Origin of the sequence: Sulfurospirillum oryzae (genome assembly GCF_025770725.1) — a bacterium.
GTDB lineage: Bacteria > Campylobacterota > Campylobacteria > Campylobacterales > Sulfurospirillaceae > Sulfurospirillum > Sulfurospirillum oryzae.
Map to the genome: position 1 here is coordinate 126,674 of NZ_JANZKZ010000005.1, position 14,949 is coordinate 141,622.

Annotated in this window: 16 protein-coding genes and 1 pseudogene; 12 read left to right on the forward strand and 5 right to left on the reverse strand. The window is 39.2% G+C overall.

All coding sequences use genetic code 11. The features are described 5' to 3' along the window. The first annotated feature begins 8 nt into the window (after positions 1–8). From N0B29_RS11795 to N0B29_RS11810, 4 genes are read left to right on the forward strand one after another with little or no spacing between them, the layout of a single operon-like run. Entirely contained in the window at positions 9–635 is a 627-nt protein-coding gene (locus N0B29_RS11795; RefSeq protein ID WP_263833935.1) for a CHASE sensor domain-containing protein, read from the forward strand. Further along, positions 587–1,285 (forward strand): sensor domain-containing diguanylate cyclase, encoded by a 699-nt coding sequence (locus N0B29_RS11800; protein ID WP_263833936.1) that lies wholly within the window; start codon positions 587–589, stop codon positions 1,283–1,285. The genes N0B29_RS11795 and N0B29_RS11800 overlap by 49 nt, the downstream gene beginning before the upstream one ends. Beyond that, complete coding sequence (locus N0B29_RS11805) at positions 1,276–1,794, forward strand: YfiR family protein (RefSeq protein WP_263833937.1); 519 nt, start codon at positions 1,276–1,278, stop codon at positions 1,792–1,794. Before N0B29_RS11800 ends, N0B29_RS11805 begins: the two co-directional genes overlap by 10 nt. Next, on the forward strand, positions 1,791–4,157 hold the full coding sequence (locus N0B29_RS11810) for a TonB-dependent receptor plug domain-containing protein (protein ID WP_263833938.1): 2,367 nt from the start codon (positions 1,791–1,793) through the stop codon (positions 4,155–4,157). Before N0B29_RS11805 ends, N0B29_RS11810 begins: the two co-directional genes overlap by 4 nt. Positions 4,158–4,170: 13 nt before the next feature. Here the strand turns inward: N0B29_RS11810 and N0B29_RS11815 are convergent, their stop codons facing one another. The 4 genes from N0B29_RS11815 to rnhB all read right to left on the reverse strand — a co-directional run bounded on the left by N0B29_RS11815 (position 4,171) and on the right by rnhB (position 9,058). Then, complete coding sequence (locus tag N0B29_RS11815; RefSeq protein ID WP_263833939.1) at positions 4,171–5,748, reverse strand: transporter substrate-binding domain-containing protein; 1,578 nt, start codon at positions 5,746–5,748, stop codon at positions 4,171–4,173. Positions 5,749–5,853: 105 nt separating this feature from the next. Next, a complete protein-coding gene (feoB, locus tag N0B29_RS11820; RefSeq protein ID WP_263833940.1) occupies positions 5,854–8,028 on the reverse strand; it encodes a ferrous iron transport protein B in 2,175 nt (724 codons plus the stop codon). Continuing rightward, complete coding sequence (locus tag N0B29_RS11825) at positions 8,028–8,255, reverse strand: FeoA family protein (protein ID WP_263833941.1); 228 nt, start codon at positions 8,253–8,255, stop codon at positions 8,028–8,030. The genes feoB and N0B29_RS11825 overlap by 1 nt, the downstream gene beginning before the upstream one ends. Before the next feature lie 254 nt (positions 8,256–8,509). Continuing rightward, positions 8,510–9,058: a ribonuclease HII gene (rnhB, locus tag N0B29_RS11830; RefSeq protein WP_263833942.1), complete on the reverse strand. Its 549-nt coding sequence runs from the start codon at positions 9,056–9,058 to the stop codon at positions 8,510–8,512. A gap of 75 nt (positions 9,059–9,133) precedes the next feature. Between rnhB and N0B29_RS11835 the strand changes: the two genes are divergently transcribed. Then, positions 9,134–10,384, forward strand: a complete 1,251-nt coding sequence (locus N0B29_RS11835; protein ID WP_263833943.1) for an ATP-binding SpoIIE family protein phosphatase — start codon at positions 9,134–9,136, stop codon at positions 10,382–10,384. Here the strand turns inward: N0B29_RS11835 and N0B29_RS11840 are convergent. Further along, a complete protein-coding gene (locus tag N0B29_RS11840; protein WP_263833944.1) occupies positions 10,373–11,446 on the reverse strand; it encodes an ATP-binding protein in 1,074 nt (357 codons plus the stop codon). The two genes, N0B29_RS11835 and N0B29_RS11840, sit on opposite strands and share 12 nt — an antisense overlap. 254 nt (positions 11,447–11,700) lie before the next feature. Between N0B29_RS11840 and rpsJ the strand changes: the two genes are divergently transcribed. The 7 genes and pseudogenes from rpsJ to rplV form a co-directional block, all read left to right on the forward strand. Then, positions 11,701–12,012 (forward strand): 30S ribosomal protein S10, encoded by a 312-nt coding sequence (gene rpsJ / locus N0B29_RS11845; RefSeq protein WP_012857732.1) that lies wholly within the window; start codon positions 11,701–11,703, stop codon positions 12,010–12,012. A 9-nt stretch (positions 12,013–12,021) separates the two neighbouring features. Next, on the forward strand, positions 12,022–12,600 hold the full coding sequence (gene rplC, locus N0B29_RS11850) for a 50S ribosomal protein L3 (protein ID WP_096047369.1): 579 nt from the start codon (positions 12,022–12,024) through the stop codon (positions 12,598–12,600). Then, positions 12,597–13,211: a 50S ribosomal protein L4 gene (gene rplD, locus N0B29_RS11855; RefSeq protein WP_263833945.1), complete on the forward strand. Its 615-nt coding sequence runs from the start codon at positions 12,597–12,599 to the stop codon at positions 13,209–13,211. The genes rplC and rplD overlap by 4 nt, the downstream gene beginning before the upstream one ends. Before the next feature lie 2 nt (positions 13,212–13,213). Next, entirely contained in the window at positions 13,214–13,495 is a 282-nt protein-coding gene (locus tag N0B29_RS11860; RefSeq protein WP_025345777.1) for a 50S ribosomal protein L23, read from the forward strand. Between the two features lie 2 nt (positions 13,496–13,497). Further along, the gene (rplB, locus tag N0B29_RS11865) at positions 13,498–14,328 is read left to right on the forward strand and encodes a 50S ribosomal protein L2 (RefSeq protein WP_263833946.1); all 831 of its coding nucleotides are present in this window, start codon (positions 13,498–13,500) and stop codon (positions 14,326–14,328) included. Then, a complete protein-coding gene (gene rpsS / locus N0B29_RS11870) occupies positions 14,329–14,610 on the forward strand; it encodes a 30S ribosomal protein S19 (RefSeq protein ID WP_067177783.1) in 282 nt (93 codons plus the stop codon). 7 nt (positions 14,611–14,617) lie between these two features. Next, positions 14,618–14,947: pseudogene (gene rplV / locus N0B29_RS11875) on the forward strand (50S ribosomal protein L22); the annotation flags it as partial. Positions 14,948–14,949 lie beyond the last annotated feature (2 nt).

The window sequence follows — 14,949 nt, forward strand, 5'->3', positions numbered from 1 at the left end:
ATGATGTTATGAGATTTAAGCATTTAAGTATTCGTCACAAGTTACTCGTCTTTTTAGCCTCTAGCGCGGCATTGGCTCTTGTTATCTCTTCCTTGTTGATTATTGTGTATACGCAAAAAATGCAACATGCTCACCTTCTAGATGACCTTGAGCAATCTACGAATGTTATGAGCACCAACATGCAAGCATCTGTCCTTTTTCATGATGAAATCAGTGCCCATAAAATGCTTTTGGCTTTTGAGAGCAATCCTCATATTATGAGTGCTTGGGTTTTGGATGAAGAGGGAAGAATGTTGAGTGCTTTTACCTCAAAAAGGCATTCAGCAAAAGAGGTTGAGACGCTAAATGCCACATTGGAATTTTTGATTCAAACGCAAAAACAGAAGCTCTTTGAAAAACAAGAGAGTGTTCAGTACACCAGCGATAGTAGTATGGCAATTGTAGACCCCATTGTTTACGAAGGCAATACCATAGGTGCGCTCGTCATTGCCAGCGACACCATGCAGTTTAAACAGATGATGTACGATTTTATCATGATTCAAGTTTTTATCTCACTGGTGACTTTGGCTATTATTTTTCTGCTTTCATGGTGGGGTGGTTTCAAAAGCCTTTCATCAATCCTGTCGTCTCTTTGATTGACACATTTCAAAAGATTGCGGAGACGAAAAATTATGCTACTTCAGTGAAGCTGGCTCAAAATGATGAGTTTGGTGTTTTGTATGAGCACTTCAACTCCATGCTTGTTGAAATTAAAGAGCGAGATGAGCGGTTATTGCACCTTGCGAGCACCGACAGTCTTACAGGACTCTCCAATCGCCACTATGCGATGGAAATGATGCACACTTTAGTTGCAAAGGCGCTCAGGCATAAAGGTTTTTTGAGTGTTATCATGCTCGACATTGACCATTTTAAAATGATTAATGATACGTATGGACATATCGCAGGTGATGAAGTCCTGCGCGTGATTGCGAAATTGATCGTTGAATGTGCCAGAGAGTATGATGTGGTAGCGCGTGTGGGCGGTGAAGAGTTCTTAATTGTGTGTGATGGTTGCGATCAGCACGCTCTATCTGTCATTGCAGAACGTATTCGCTCTCGTGTTGAAGCAACAAAAATATATTATGAAACAGCTCTTATCTCCGTGACAATCAGCGTAGGTGGGTATGTGCATGTCCCCACTTCAAATAACATCGAACCTCTGCTTAAAATAGCAGATGATGCGTTGTATGAAGCTAAAACATTAGGGCGAAATTGTGTTGTGCTTAAAGGGAGTGCATGCGCTTAATCAAGGCTATTTTACTGTTAGGTTTGGTTGTTGCTTTAGCATGGGGAAGCGATGAAGAGCGCAAATTAGAAGCCGCTTTTTTAGGGCGGTTTGCAAGTTATATTGATTGGGAAGCGAAATCAAAAGAGTATTTTATTATCACCCTTATTGATGAAAATCCTTTTGGGTCTATTTTAAATAATCTTTACATTGACAAACGTATTAAAGGCAAACCCGTCTTAGTGCGACTGGTGAGGAAGGTGGAAGAGATTGGCTTAACGGATCTTTTATTTATAACCCTCAACACGCAAAAAGACCGACTTGAGGCGATTAGATATGCGCAAGAACACTCTATTTTAAGTATCAGTGAATCCAGAGGTTTTGCTGGGAGCGGTGGGATTATTCAGCTTAATTTTGTCGATCAAAAGATTCGCATTACTATCAATCACGATGCCGCAACACGCTCTGGCATTAAAATTGCCTCTCCATTACTCTCTGTTGCTACAGTACTTCAAAGAGGCAAGCCATGAAAATCTTGTCTTTTAGTCTTATGGTATCTCTACTCTGTCTAGGTATGCACGCGCAAGAAGAGCAAACGGCTCAAAAGCACAATGCGTATTATGATAAATCGTTAGAAGAGCTCTTAAATGTGGAAACACAAGCCAAAGCCAATGTAGGCTCTCGTAGTGGTGCGCGTGATGCTTTGGATGCGCTCGTTCCTATTGATGTCATTAGCCAAGAGCAGCTTCAAAGCAGTGGTTACACCGAACTTGGCAAAGTTCTCTCAAAACTGATTGCGGGTTTTAACTACCCGAGACCTTCCATTGCGGATGGAACGGATCATTCTCCTCCTTTTACCTTGCGAGGGATGAATCCAGACCAAGTTTTAGTACTCATCAATGGCAAGCGTTTGCACCAAAGTTCACTTCTCAATGTCAATGGAACGATTGGAAGAGGAAGTTTGAGTGTCGATCTTAACACCATTCCTTTGCGCTCCATTGAGCGAATAGAGGTGTTACGAGACGGCGCTGCTGCACAGTATGGCTCTGACGCGATTGCGGGAATTATTAACATTGTGCTGAAAGGATATGGCAGTCAAAGCGTAGCAACCATCAGCTACGGCGTTACGCATGAGGGTGATGGCGTGATGCGCCAGTCGGATCTTTTTTATACGCTTCCGTTAAAAGAAGATGGTTTTGCAAACATCACCGTTGAAGCTAAAGATCGAGGAGCCACCAATCGCGCGGAAGCTGATATTTACAATAACAATCTCATCGACACCCATTTTGGTGATGCAAAAACGCAAGACCTCCTTTTAGCACTCAACGTTGAAGCGCCAAGAGATGATCTGATTTGGTATATGCACGGTAATTTTGATGATAGACATAGCCGTGCGGGTGCCTACTTTCGCAATCCTGCTGATTTTAGAAATATTCCCTCCGTCTACCCCAATGGCTACCTTCCTTCTATTCACCCAGAGATTATCGATGGTACATGGGCAGGAGGATTGAGGGGGATTTTAGAGAATGGCCTTAAATGGGATGCAAGTTATACTTTAGGATATAACGACTACCATTTTTATGTGGACAATACGTTGAATCGCTCTTTGGGTGTTGCATCACCGCATTCGTTTGACAGTGGTGGTACGCGTTATCTCGAGCAGATTTTCAATTTTGACCTCTCTCGCACCATTGATAAATGGCAAGTTGCTGGAGGAGTGGAAGTTCGCAAGGAGAACTATCAGATTTATCGTGGGGATGAAGCCTCCTATGCACTTGGTAGCTTCTCTTCGGCTTCTGGTGCGCAAGGTTTCCCTGGATTTCGTCCTGAAAATGAGGTTGATGCATCTCGCTATAACGTTGCGGCGTATCTTGATAATACCTACACTTTTACCAATTGGCTCTCCACAGATGTGGCCCTTCGAAGTGAATACTATAACGACTTTGGTTCAACGTTAGATGGTAAAATTGCTTTGCGCGTAAAGCCGAGCGAAGATTGGCTTGTTCGTACCAGTGCTAGTACTGGTTTTCGAGCCCCTTCCTTGGCACAGTCCAATTTCACCTACACACAGATGATTGAAGATGCAGGCAATATCGTCACATTTGGCAATTACGGTGTCAATGATCCCGTTGCGCGTGCGCTTGGCGCAACTGACTTAAAGCCTGAAACATCACAGCATTACACAATGGGTTTTGTCTATCAGCCCATTTCCAACTTCTCCATTAGCGCAGATTATTTTATCACCGATATTCAAGATCGCATTATGGCAACAGGCTATATTAGTGGCTATACGATCTCAGGTTTGAGTGCATACGCGCAAAGTATTTTAAGTGCTAACAACGTTGATGGTGCGGTCTATTTTGCCAATGCCTTCTCCACACGCACACGTGGATTTGATGTACGCATGGACTATAAATACGACCTTGATTCGGGTGCGAAAATGAAGCATGCTTTAGCGTACAATAGGTCAGAAACCCACATCACGAAGCTGAACGATGCGCCCTCTGTCTTGGGTGTCTCGATGATTGATTTGATGGTAGATCCTTTTGTAAAGGTCACTCTTGAAGAGGGACAGCCGATTGATTCTGTCAAGTTTTGGAATAAGTATGAAACCAAAGCGTTTGATTGGATTGTGAATGTCAATCGTTTTGGAAGTTTTAAAAGCACAGACTACTATACGCCTATTACCTTTAGAGCCAAATGGACGGTAGATACCGAGCTGGTCTTTCACATCAATAAAGAGTTCAGTATCGCAATTGGTGCAGAAAACCTTTTCAACGCTATGCCTGATCCTTGGCCAAATTCGCAAGATTGGGTTGTGAAGTATTCAGAGTATGCCCCTTTTGGTTACAATGGAGCGTACTACTATGCAAGAGCACAATGGCGTTTTTAACAACAGGTGTATTTTAGCTTAATGGAAAGCTAATGTGAAAACATGTTCGCTCATCTTTACATGTAACGCTTAGTTTTCCTCCAAAATGTTTCTCTATGATCGTCTTACTCACATAAAGTTCTAAGCCTGTACTATCCAAGTTTGACGTGGTTGTTAAAGAAGGTTTGAAGATGTTGTTACGTGCTTCTTCCGTCATGCCACCAGCGTTGTCTTCAATTTCAATATAAACCGTCTGATCATTAATAAAAGTACGAAGCTGAATTTGCTTGTTTGGATGAGGGCTTTTTAAGAACGCTTCATTGGCATTTTTGATCAGGTTTAAAATGACCTGCACGAGATCATTGGCGTAAATGGTAAGCGGTGGTATAAAATTATACCCTTTAATAATCGTAATCTCATGATTTTCAAGCGTTTTTTCAATCAGTGCAAGTGTATTATCAATGACCGTATTAACGTTGGTATTAGGCTGTTTTTTTGTATTGGGTTTAAAAAAATCTTGAAAGTCATCAAGCGTACGAGAGAGGTAAAGTGTTTGACGGGTCAGTTGTTCATAGTACTGGATTGCTTTTTGCGTTGTTATTGTCTGTGAATCAGCATCTGTTTTAAGATTGTTAGCGATAATTGAGAGAATAGAAAGAGGCTGTTTCCATTGATAGGCGATCATGCTGATCATCTCGCCTATGGCAGCACTTCGTGACTGAATAAGAAGTGCTTTTTCGCTCTCTTTCAACGCAGTGATTTTGCGACTTAAAAGATGTTTGAAAAAAGCAATCAAACCTAAAAGAATGCAGAACACCATCAGTACAGCAGCAAATGTCCATATAACCCAATCCGGTAGCGTCGTATGTGTATTCTGATCAATCCATTTATTCTTAGCGGTATAAAAAATCGACATAGGGTCTTTTTTATAGGTTTTGAGTGTTGTATCAACAGTAGTTTTGATTTGTGTATCAAGTGTTTTAGAAAAAGCGAACTTTAAAAGAGCAGGGTTAAATAAGATATTTGTTTGGTAAAAATGGCGCAATACTTGCGATTGGCTACCGTAAAAATTATTGACAACCATAGCATCGACTTGTTTATTTTTGAGGAATTTTACGGCTTGCTCAAAGCTTTCTACTTCGATGAAAAAAGGGTAAATATCAAATGAAATGGCACTTTCTTTGAGGGCTTCTTGTTGAATACTATTTTTCAAAACGGCAATGCGCTTAGCGTGCAGATCAAGCATCGAAAAGATTTGACTCTCTTTGTTCGCATAGATGGATGACCAGCTTGAGAGAACGACTTCATAACCAAAATCAAAACGTTTTTCTCTTGTTTTTGAGTAGGCAACATCGGGCATAATGTCAAGCTCACCACTTTCAAGTTTGTTCAAACACTCTTCCCATTCGCAAGGGATATAATTGAGTTTCCAGTGATTATCTTTGGCGATTTGATTTAAAAGTTCAATAAAAAAACCCGAAGGCTGGTTTTCTTTATCTAAAAAGATTTTAGGAGCATTGTTATAAATACCTACGTTAAGTGTAGTTTCGGCATGAAGGGGTTGGTTAAAGGTGTAAAGAAAAATAAGGGTGAGATAAAAAAGATTCTTCATGGCTCTCTCGTCCTCCTCTTTTGATTAAAAGTATTAGAAGAGATATTATCTAATTTTTATTGATAAAGTTTTGAAAGAGTGGCTACCCATTGGTAGCCACGGATGTTAACTAAAAAAAGTAATGCTTTGATAGGTGATAAAAGAAAGTACCCATGCCGTTGCAAAGGTGAAAATAACTAAATAGACCGTATATTTTGGCTCCTCTGCTTCTTTGGCAAAGACAGAAGTTGCCGCAAGGCATGGTAGGTAAACCATAACAAAGACAATAAATGCCATCGCAGAAGCAAAGCTTATATTAGCGGTAATAATAGCACGAAGCGAGCTATCGTCTTCGCTGACTTTATCGCCTAAGGAATACAGAACACCCAGGGTTGAGACGATGACTTCTTTGGCGGCGAGTCCACTAAAGGTCGCAACACTCATCTTCCAGTCAAAACCCAGTGGTGCAAAGGCTGGCTCAATGGTTTTACCAATCATTCCAAGGTAAGTGTGCTCCATCAATTTCTCACGTTTTTCGTTTTCTAGAGCTTTGATTGCATCTTCAATAGAGACACTTTTATCTTCATCAATAGTTTTCACAGCCTCGTCAACACTGCTTTTTTCTTCATTCGTACTTGGTTGTAGCGCTTCAATTTTAGTAGTGTACTCTTGCTCAATCAAGCTATTTTTGGGGTAAGAGCTGATAAACCAGATGAGCATTGAAGCCATTAAAATAAACGTCCCTGCTTTTTTCACATACATCGTTGATTTGGCATAGACCACAAACCAAAGTAGTTTTATGCTTGGTAGTCGATACTTTGGCATCTCCATAACGAAAGGCTCGTCTTCGCCTTTAAAGGCACTTACACGAAGAATTTTAGCCGCAATAAGCCCTAAAAGTGCGCCTACAATATAGATTCCAAACAGAACATTTCCCGCCATCTCTTCTTCAAAGAAAGCGCCAGCGAAAAGAACATACACCGGAAGACGTGCGCCACAACTCATAAAGCCGATGATAAACATGGTAAGAAGACGGTCTTTTTTGTTCTTCAAAGTACGTGCCGCCATGTATGCTGGAACGGAGCAACCAAAGCCTGTTACAAGAGGTACGAAGCTTTTGCCGTGAAGCCCAAATTTGTGAAAGAAGCCATCGAGTAAGAAAGCGGCTCTTGACATATACCCCGTCGTTTCAAGAAGGGCAATGCCCAAAAAGAGAATCATAATGTTTGGTAAAAACATCACGACACTACCCACACCTGCGATGATACCATCGACAATCAGCGATTTGAGTGCTTCATTGGATATGGTACTACCGATTGTTTCACCCAGCCAGCCAAAACTCGCCTCAATCCAATCCATCGGAATTCTTCCCAACGTAAAAGTCAGTTGAAAGAGTCCCCACATCAAAAAGATAAAGATCGGAAGCCCTAAAAGTTTATGAATTAAAATCGCATCAATCGTCTGCGTGAAGTTTTTGCGCACCACTTTGGTGACATGAAGTACTTCAGCACTTAGCCCTGCACTAAATGCACCGTGTTGGCGATTGATAATCTCATCGATCTCTTCACTTTGAGCGTACATGTAAACATGTCCAAGCGCATTATTGAGAATAGGATGCAACTCGACATACAAAGGTTGTTCGTGCATCAGCGCATAAATCTCTCTTTTTTGCCATAAAAGACCTACAGCAATTTGACGGTTAGAAAAATGAGGGGTCGTAAAATGTTTATCCTCTAAAAAACGCACAATGGTTTGGAGTTGTTCTTCAACTTCATCGCTGTAAATAAGCTTAGGTGCAACAAACTCATTTTTGGTTACATGTAAAATCTCATCAACCAAAAATTCGATATTGGTTTTGGTTTTAGAAGAGACACGTACGCATGGTACTGATAGAATTTTACTCATAGCATCTGCGTCAATATCAATCCCTTCTTTAATCGCTTCATCGTCCATATTCAGAGCAATGACCATCTTTTTTTGAAGTTCCATCAACTCTGTTGTCAGCATCAAATTTCGCTCCAAGTTGGTCGAGTCAAGGACATTTAAGATGAGATCATATTCGCCTTTTTGCAAAAAGTCTTTAGTGACTTTTTCATCGGCGGAAAAATCTTCAAGCGAATAAAGACCAGGAAGATCAATAAATTCAAGTGCAAACCCTTCTGTACTTAAACGTGCGGTTGCTTTTTCAACCGTGACACCGGCAAAGTTTCCAATTTTGAGGTTTGAACCACTGATCGCATTAGCAAGATGGCTTTTGCCGACATTGGGTTGACCTACAAGCGCAATAACAATTTTTTTCATTATGCTACCTCCACTTCAATCAGTTTAGCTTCATCAAAACGCAAAGCAATAGAACTAAAGCCAATAATAATTTTGATGGTATTTTTTTGAAGGCTGGTTTCGACCACTTCGACCTCTTTGCCAATGCCAAGCCCTAGTGAGAGGAGGCGTTTTTTGAGAGTGTTTTGCGCATGAATCGTTTTTATAAGCGCTTTTTGGTTTTTGTTGATTTGTGATAAATCGATCATAAACTATCTCCTTTGTTTTACCAAAACCTGCTCTGATGAAAATATGTTTTTAGGTTTTGATAATTGTTATTGAAATAATAGATAAACAAAGCTTTGACTTTGCTTTATTTTGATTTCTGTTATCAATTTATAAAAAGAGGATTAGGCTTCTTGCAAAACGCATTGTTCAAGAAGGAAAAGTACCCAAGGTGCGTGGGCTCTCTTTCGAGGAAAAGCCAGTGTTAACGTAGTCTTTAGAGTTTTACAAAACTCTATTAAAAAAGAGAAGGTTGTGAAAGGGATTTGAGTTTAAAAGATTTGCGGTGCAGTGCACAATGCCCATACGCTTTGATTTTTTCTACATGTAAAGCACTTCCATAGCCTTTATGTTTCTCAAATTCATAATGGGGGTACGTAGCAGCAATTTCACACATATAGCGGTCGCGACTCACTTTGGCTAAGATACTCGCCGCACTCACTTCAGGCACTTTGGCATCGGCTTTAATCATCGTGGTAATGCCAGATACGCCAAAATTACAATTGCCATCCATTAAAATGTCATGCCCTTCAAAATGTGCCTTAATCGTTTCTATGGCATATCTTAAACAAGCGCTTAAACCTTTAGTATCGACCATGATATTATCGCAAAAGACGATTTTGAATTCGGATGCGTTTTGAAGTATTTCAAAGAGGGCTTCGCGTTGTTTTTCTGTGAGTTGTTTAGAATCATTAAGACCTAAAACAGGTTCTTTTAAAATAGCTCCTGCAACAACTAAAGGACCTGCTAAACATCCTCTGCCTGCTTCATCTATACCACATAGCATCAAAACTCCTTCAAACATCTTTACATGTAAACGAAGTTTAGTGTAGATTTGCTAAAATGTCCCAAAGGAGTAAGCATGATCCATGAGAGAGATGAGCTTGAAAAGGCATTTAACAAGGAGCTTTTTGTCATCAAAAATGACCTTTATTATCAGCAGATTGACCTTTCAAAAAATGGCAAAAAAGAGCTTTTACGCGTGGATATTTCTTACAAACCACACAGTACGCTGAGTGGTGACACCTACTCTTTACGTAAAACAAAAGATGGAAGGTTGGTTGGGTTTATCGCGGACGCCATGGGCAAAGGGCTTAGTGCTGCCATGAGTGCGATGGCGATTACACGCTTTTTGAACTATTTTTTTGATGAACTCGAAGAAGAAGAGGGATTTGTATTTGATGTATGGATTCACAAAACATTGAAATTTTTGCAAAAAAATCTTTTCGATGAAGAGATTATGAGTATTTTACTTATGGAATACAATATTCAAGATTCTATCGTCAAGTATGCATCTTGCGGGATGCCAACTTTTTTTATCATTAGTGAAGCCGGTGAGTTTCAGTCTATTCGTAGTAACAACCCACCGCTGAGTCTTTTTACCGATACCGTTCATGTTAACACCCTTCCTTCCATCCCCATTTCAAAAATGCTCTGCTATACCGATGGGCTAAGTGAAAGTCTGATTGCTAATGGCAAGCTATATGCTTCATGCCTCAAGGAAGATTTTAGTGATTCGATTTGTGTGAAGGATTTTCGCGATAAAGTAGCGATGCGCATTGGTAAAGGTGATGATGACCTGACCTATATCTATATTCAAAAATTAGAGGTTTCTGAGGCATTTAAGGTATTGCGTATACAAAGCACTTATGAGGCTATTGATGAAGCGTTACAGCATGTTGCAGATTATCTCAAAAGTTATCATGTCGATAGTAAAACTTCCAGCCAAATTATGCTTACGCTCTCCGAACTTCTTTTAAATGCACTTGAACACGGAAGTTTTGGGGTCGATAAAGCCCGTAAAAACTATCTTATTGAAAGCAATTTATTTGATGATGAGATGGTGCGCCTTGAGAAGGAACATCAGAAAAAAAAGATCAAAATCGTTTATGGCATCATTCAAAGCGGCAAGCGTGAGCTTTTTGAAGCAACGATTAGCGATCAAGGTGAAGGGTTTGATACGATGGTGCTGAAAAACATTGTCATTAATGCTGAAAAATTCAACGGACGAGGTTTTGTGATTATTCGAAAACTTTTAGATCACTTCTATTTCAATAAAAAAGGCAATGCTATTACCATTCAAAAATTCATAACGCCAGCGTTAGAGTTGTAGTGACCATTCCCAAAAAGGGGCGATAGAAAAGCTAAAGCCTTCAATATCTTTAGCGCTTTCGCTGCTAAGAGTTACAACCTCAATACGCTTTACATGTAAAGACCAAAATGTCGGTAAAAGCTTTTGAAGTTTGATCTCAATCGCCTCTGTGGTGGCAAAGCCTACACATAAAATCGCCAAAGATTCCTCAGGCAAATAAAAATCAATTCCCTCTTCGTAATAGACCTTTTTACCTCGTTTGATGAGCTCCAAAAAAACCATATTTTCAAAACGTTTCAAAAAGTCTTTTTTAAAAGTCAGTGCATCTTTGAGCGCAAAATCGATGGGATAAACTTTTTTCGAGCTACTTGGTTGATTGTATTTTTCCACAAAAAAGAGAAGCTTTTGGTCGATGAGTTCAGCTGTGATGGCATAAAGCTTATCTTTGGAGATTTTTGTAAATGCTTTAAGATGGTTGTAAATTTGAAATAAAGAGACTTTGGTACTTTGCAGTTCGCATAAACGCTTATAAATAAGAAATGTTGTAGCGTCATTAAGAATAAGATGAAGCATCGATTGCATCTGCCTTTGATAATCCTGCTCAACACTTTGCACAATTTGGGGAAATGTTCCATTGTTCGCAAAAAGGTTGAAAAGATGTTCAATGTTAGAGTGTTTTTTATCAAACGAGATAAATTCCTCAAAATCGAGCGGGTAAAGTGTCAGCTCTTCGTAGCCTTGAAGCGTTTTACATGTAAAGGTGGTTGTGATGAGAATTTCTTCGACTTTTGGAAGATCAAAGGAAAAGTCGAAATGCTCTATTACCAGTAATTGAATGCGATTTTTTTGCAGAAAAAGTGGCAAATTTTCAGCGACTAAATGAGGCTCAATACGGTCATCAGAAAAATCAATATAAAGATAACTTCCTTTTTCATAATGGCTCAAATGATCAATAATCAGATGGCTTTTTCCACTTTTTCTTGGACCATGAAGAATGGTTTTTTTAGAACCAATTGTAATTTTTCGATCAAAAAAGAGACTATTTTTAAAATTTGCTTCATAGAGTGTTTGAAGTGTTTGCATTATTTTTCCTTATTTTGATCTAAAAAAGCAAAATTTATTTGACTCTATTTTTCATATTTTTTCAAAAAATTGCACATAAAAATTGTCAGAAAGAGATTGAAAAAGTCTATTATTTTCCTTATTAAAAGGAAATAAAATGAGTCTTCAATCTGCAAAAACCCCTATATTTATTGACTTTTAGTATCTATTGTTGTAAAATCACAGTCCTTTAATTAGGTCATCTTCAAGGTGGCAAGTTCTTTACAGGGGTACAAATGGAAAAAATTAGACTTAAACTCAAGGCGTATGACCATAGAGTTTTAGACAGATCTGTTGCAGCTATCGTTGAAGCTGTCAAACGAACTGGAGCCGAAATTGTCGGACCAATTCCTATGCCTACAAAAATCAAGCGCTATACAGTGCTTAGATCTCCGCACGTAAACAAAACTTCAAGAGAGCAATTTGAGATGAGAATCCATGCACGTATGATCGACATCGTGTCTGCGACTACTGATACAGTTGATTCACTCATGAAACTTGACCTCGCTCCAGAAGTCAACGTTGAAGTTAGAGCTATGGGTAAATAAGGGGTAATGATGGAATATATTATTGAAAAAATCGGCATGAGCCGAACAATTGCAGTACCAAGCGTTCCTGTCACGTTACTCAGAGTTTTAGAAGCGAAAGTATGTGAAGTTAACGCTGACAAACGCGCTTTAGTTTCGTATGTTAGTGGCAAAAAAATGAACAAAGCTATTGCAGGTCAGCAAAAAAAGTATAACCTTTCTGCTGCATTCAATCGTTTTGTGACACTTGATGTTGCAAATGCAGAAGCTGGCGATTTAGATACAGCACCTTTGGGCGAAGCAAAAACACTTAAAGTGTCTTTGAATACTAAAGGTAGAGGTTTTGCAGGTGTTATTAAACGCCACAATTTCCAAGGTGGTCCTGGTGGACATGGTAGTCGTTTTCACAGAGCTCCTGGTTCAATCGGTAACTGTGAATGGCCTGGTCGTGTTCAAAAAGGCAAAAAAATGCCTGGTCACTATGGTAACACTCAAGTTACAGTAAAAAATGAGATCGTTTCATTTGACGCACAAAATGGTATCTTGGCTGTTAAAGGCTCAGTTCCAGGTGCAAATGGATCATTAGGTAAAGTAAGGATTGTTAAATGAGTAGCGCAATCGTATTAAATGAAAAATTAGAAAATGTTGGTGCATTGGCTCTTCCTGCAAGTTTTGAAGAGATCCATTCACACAACCTATATCTTTATGTCAAATCATACCAAGCTGCGCTTCGTTCAAACACTGCGAACACTAAAACAAAAGGTGACGTAAGTGGTGGTGGTAAAAAACCTTGGGCTCAAAAAGGTCGAGGTGGTGCACGTGCTGGTAGTAGAAGAAGTCCAGTATGGGTTGGCGGTGGTGCTGCATTTGGCCCTAAAGCTAACAGAAATTATGATTTGAAAGTTAACAAAAAACAGAAAAAATTAGCACTTGAATTCGCATTGAATGAAAAAGCGGCTAATAACGCACTTTTTGTTGTTGATTCTTTGAGTGTTGAATCTGGTAAAACTAAAGATGCAGCAAAGATCATTAAAACACTTGGTACAAGAGATGCATTAATCGTTAAAGAATTGGTCGATGAAAAAACATTGTTAGCGTTTAGAAATATTCAAAACTGCTACCTTGTTGAATCAAATGAGCTTAATGCGTATTTAGCAACTGCGTTCTATGCGGTAATCATAGAAAAATCAGTGCTTGAAACAATCACAAAAGAGGGCTAAGAATGGCTGATATTACTGATATTAAGGCAATCCTTTATACTGAAAAGAGCTTGAGCCTTCAAGAGAATGGTACAGTTGTTATCCAAACTTCAGTAAGAATGACAAAAAATGGTTTAAAAGAAGTATTAAAACAATACTTTGGTTTCACTCCATTAAAAATCAATTCTCTTAGAGTTATGGGAAAAGTTAAGAAGTTTAAAGGCATTGAAGGCAAACGTAATGATTTTAAAAAGTTTTATGTTCAGTTGCCAGAGGGCGCTAAACTAGAGAATGTGGAGGCGTAATCATGGCAATAAAATCATTTAAACCATATACCCCGAGCCGTAGATTTTTAACAGGACTTGATTCAAGCGACATTACTGCAAAAGCTAGTGTTCCTTCACTCCTTGTTAAAATTGCTGCAACGGCAGGTAGAAATAACAATGGTAGAATCACTTCTCGTCATAAAGAAGCGGGCGCTAAAAAACTTTACAGAATTATTGACTTCAAAAGAAGAAAATTTGATGTAGAAGGAACAGTTGCTGCCATTGAGTATGATCCAAATAGAAATTGTAGAATTGCTCTTATCAATTATGCAGATGGTGAGAAAAGATATATCCTTCAACCATCAGGCTTAAAAGTTGGCGATAAAATTCAAGCAGCAGAAGCTGGTCTTGATATTAAACCAGGTAACGCAATGAAACTAAAAAGCATCCCTGTTGGTACGATCTTACACAATATTGAACTTAAACCTGGTAAGGGTGGTCAGATGGCACGTAGTGCTGGTGGTTACGCTCAACTTATGGGTAAAGAGACTCAGTATGTTATGGTAAGACTTCCAAGTGGTGAGATGAGACAAATATTGGCAGAGTGTATGGCTACTGTTGGTGTTGTTGGAAATGAAGATTGGGCAAACGTTGTTATCGGTAAAGCGGGTCGTAATAGACACCGTGGTATTAGACCTCAAACTCGTGGTTCTGCAATGAACCCAGTAGATCACCCACATGGTGGTGGTGAGGGTAAAACCAACTCAGGACGTCATCCAGTAACTCCATGGGGACAACCAACTAAAGGTAGAAAAACTCGTAAGAAAAAAGCGAGCGACAAACTGATTATTTCTAGAAGAAAAGGAAAATAGATGGCTAGATCGCTAAAAAAAGGTCCTTTTGTTGATGCTCATTTGTTGAAAAAAACGGTTGAAGCAAAAGAGACAAAATCAAACAAGCCGATTAAGACATGGTCTCGTAGAAGTACTATTATTCCTGATATGATCGGTATTACATTTAATGTCCATAACGGTAGAAACTTTGTACCAGTTTATGTTACAGAGAACCATATTGGTTATAAAATGGGTGAGTTTGCACCAACTCGTACGTTCAAGGGTCATAAGGGCTCTGTTCAGAAAAAAATTGGTAAGTAGGTAGAATATGAGTAAAGCAATATTAAAATTTATCAGATTGTCTCCTACAAAAGCAAGGTTAATTGCACGTGAAGTTCAAGGAATGAATGCTGAGCTTGCTATGGCAAGTTTAGAGTTTATGCCAAACAAAGGTGCAAAAATCATTTCTAAAGTGATCGCTTCTGCTGTTTCTAATGGCGGATTTGAACCTCAAGAAGTTGTTGTTGCTTCTTGTCGCGTTGACGCAGGTCCGGTACTTAAACGTTTTCTGCCAAGAGCAAGAGGTAGTGCGAGTGGCATTAGAAAACCAACTTCTCATGTATTTGTTGAAGTAGCAAAAGCTGCAAAGAAGGAAGACTA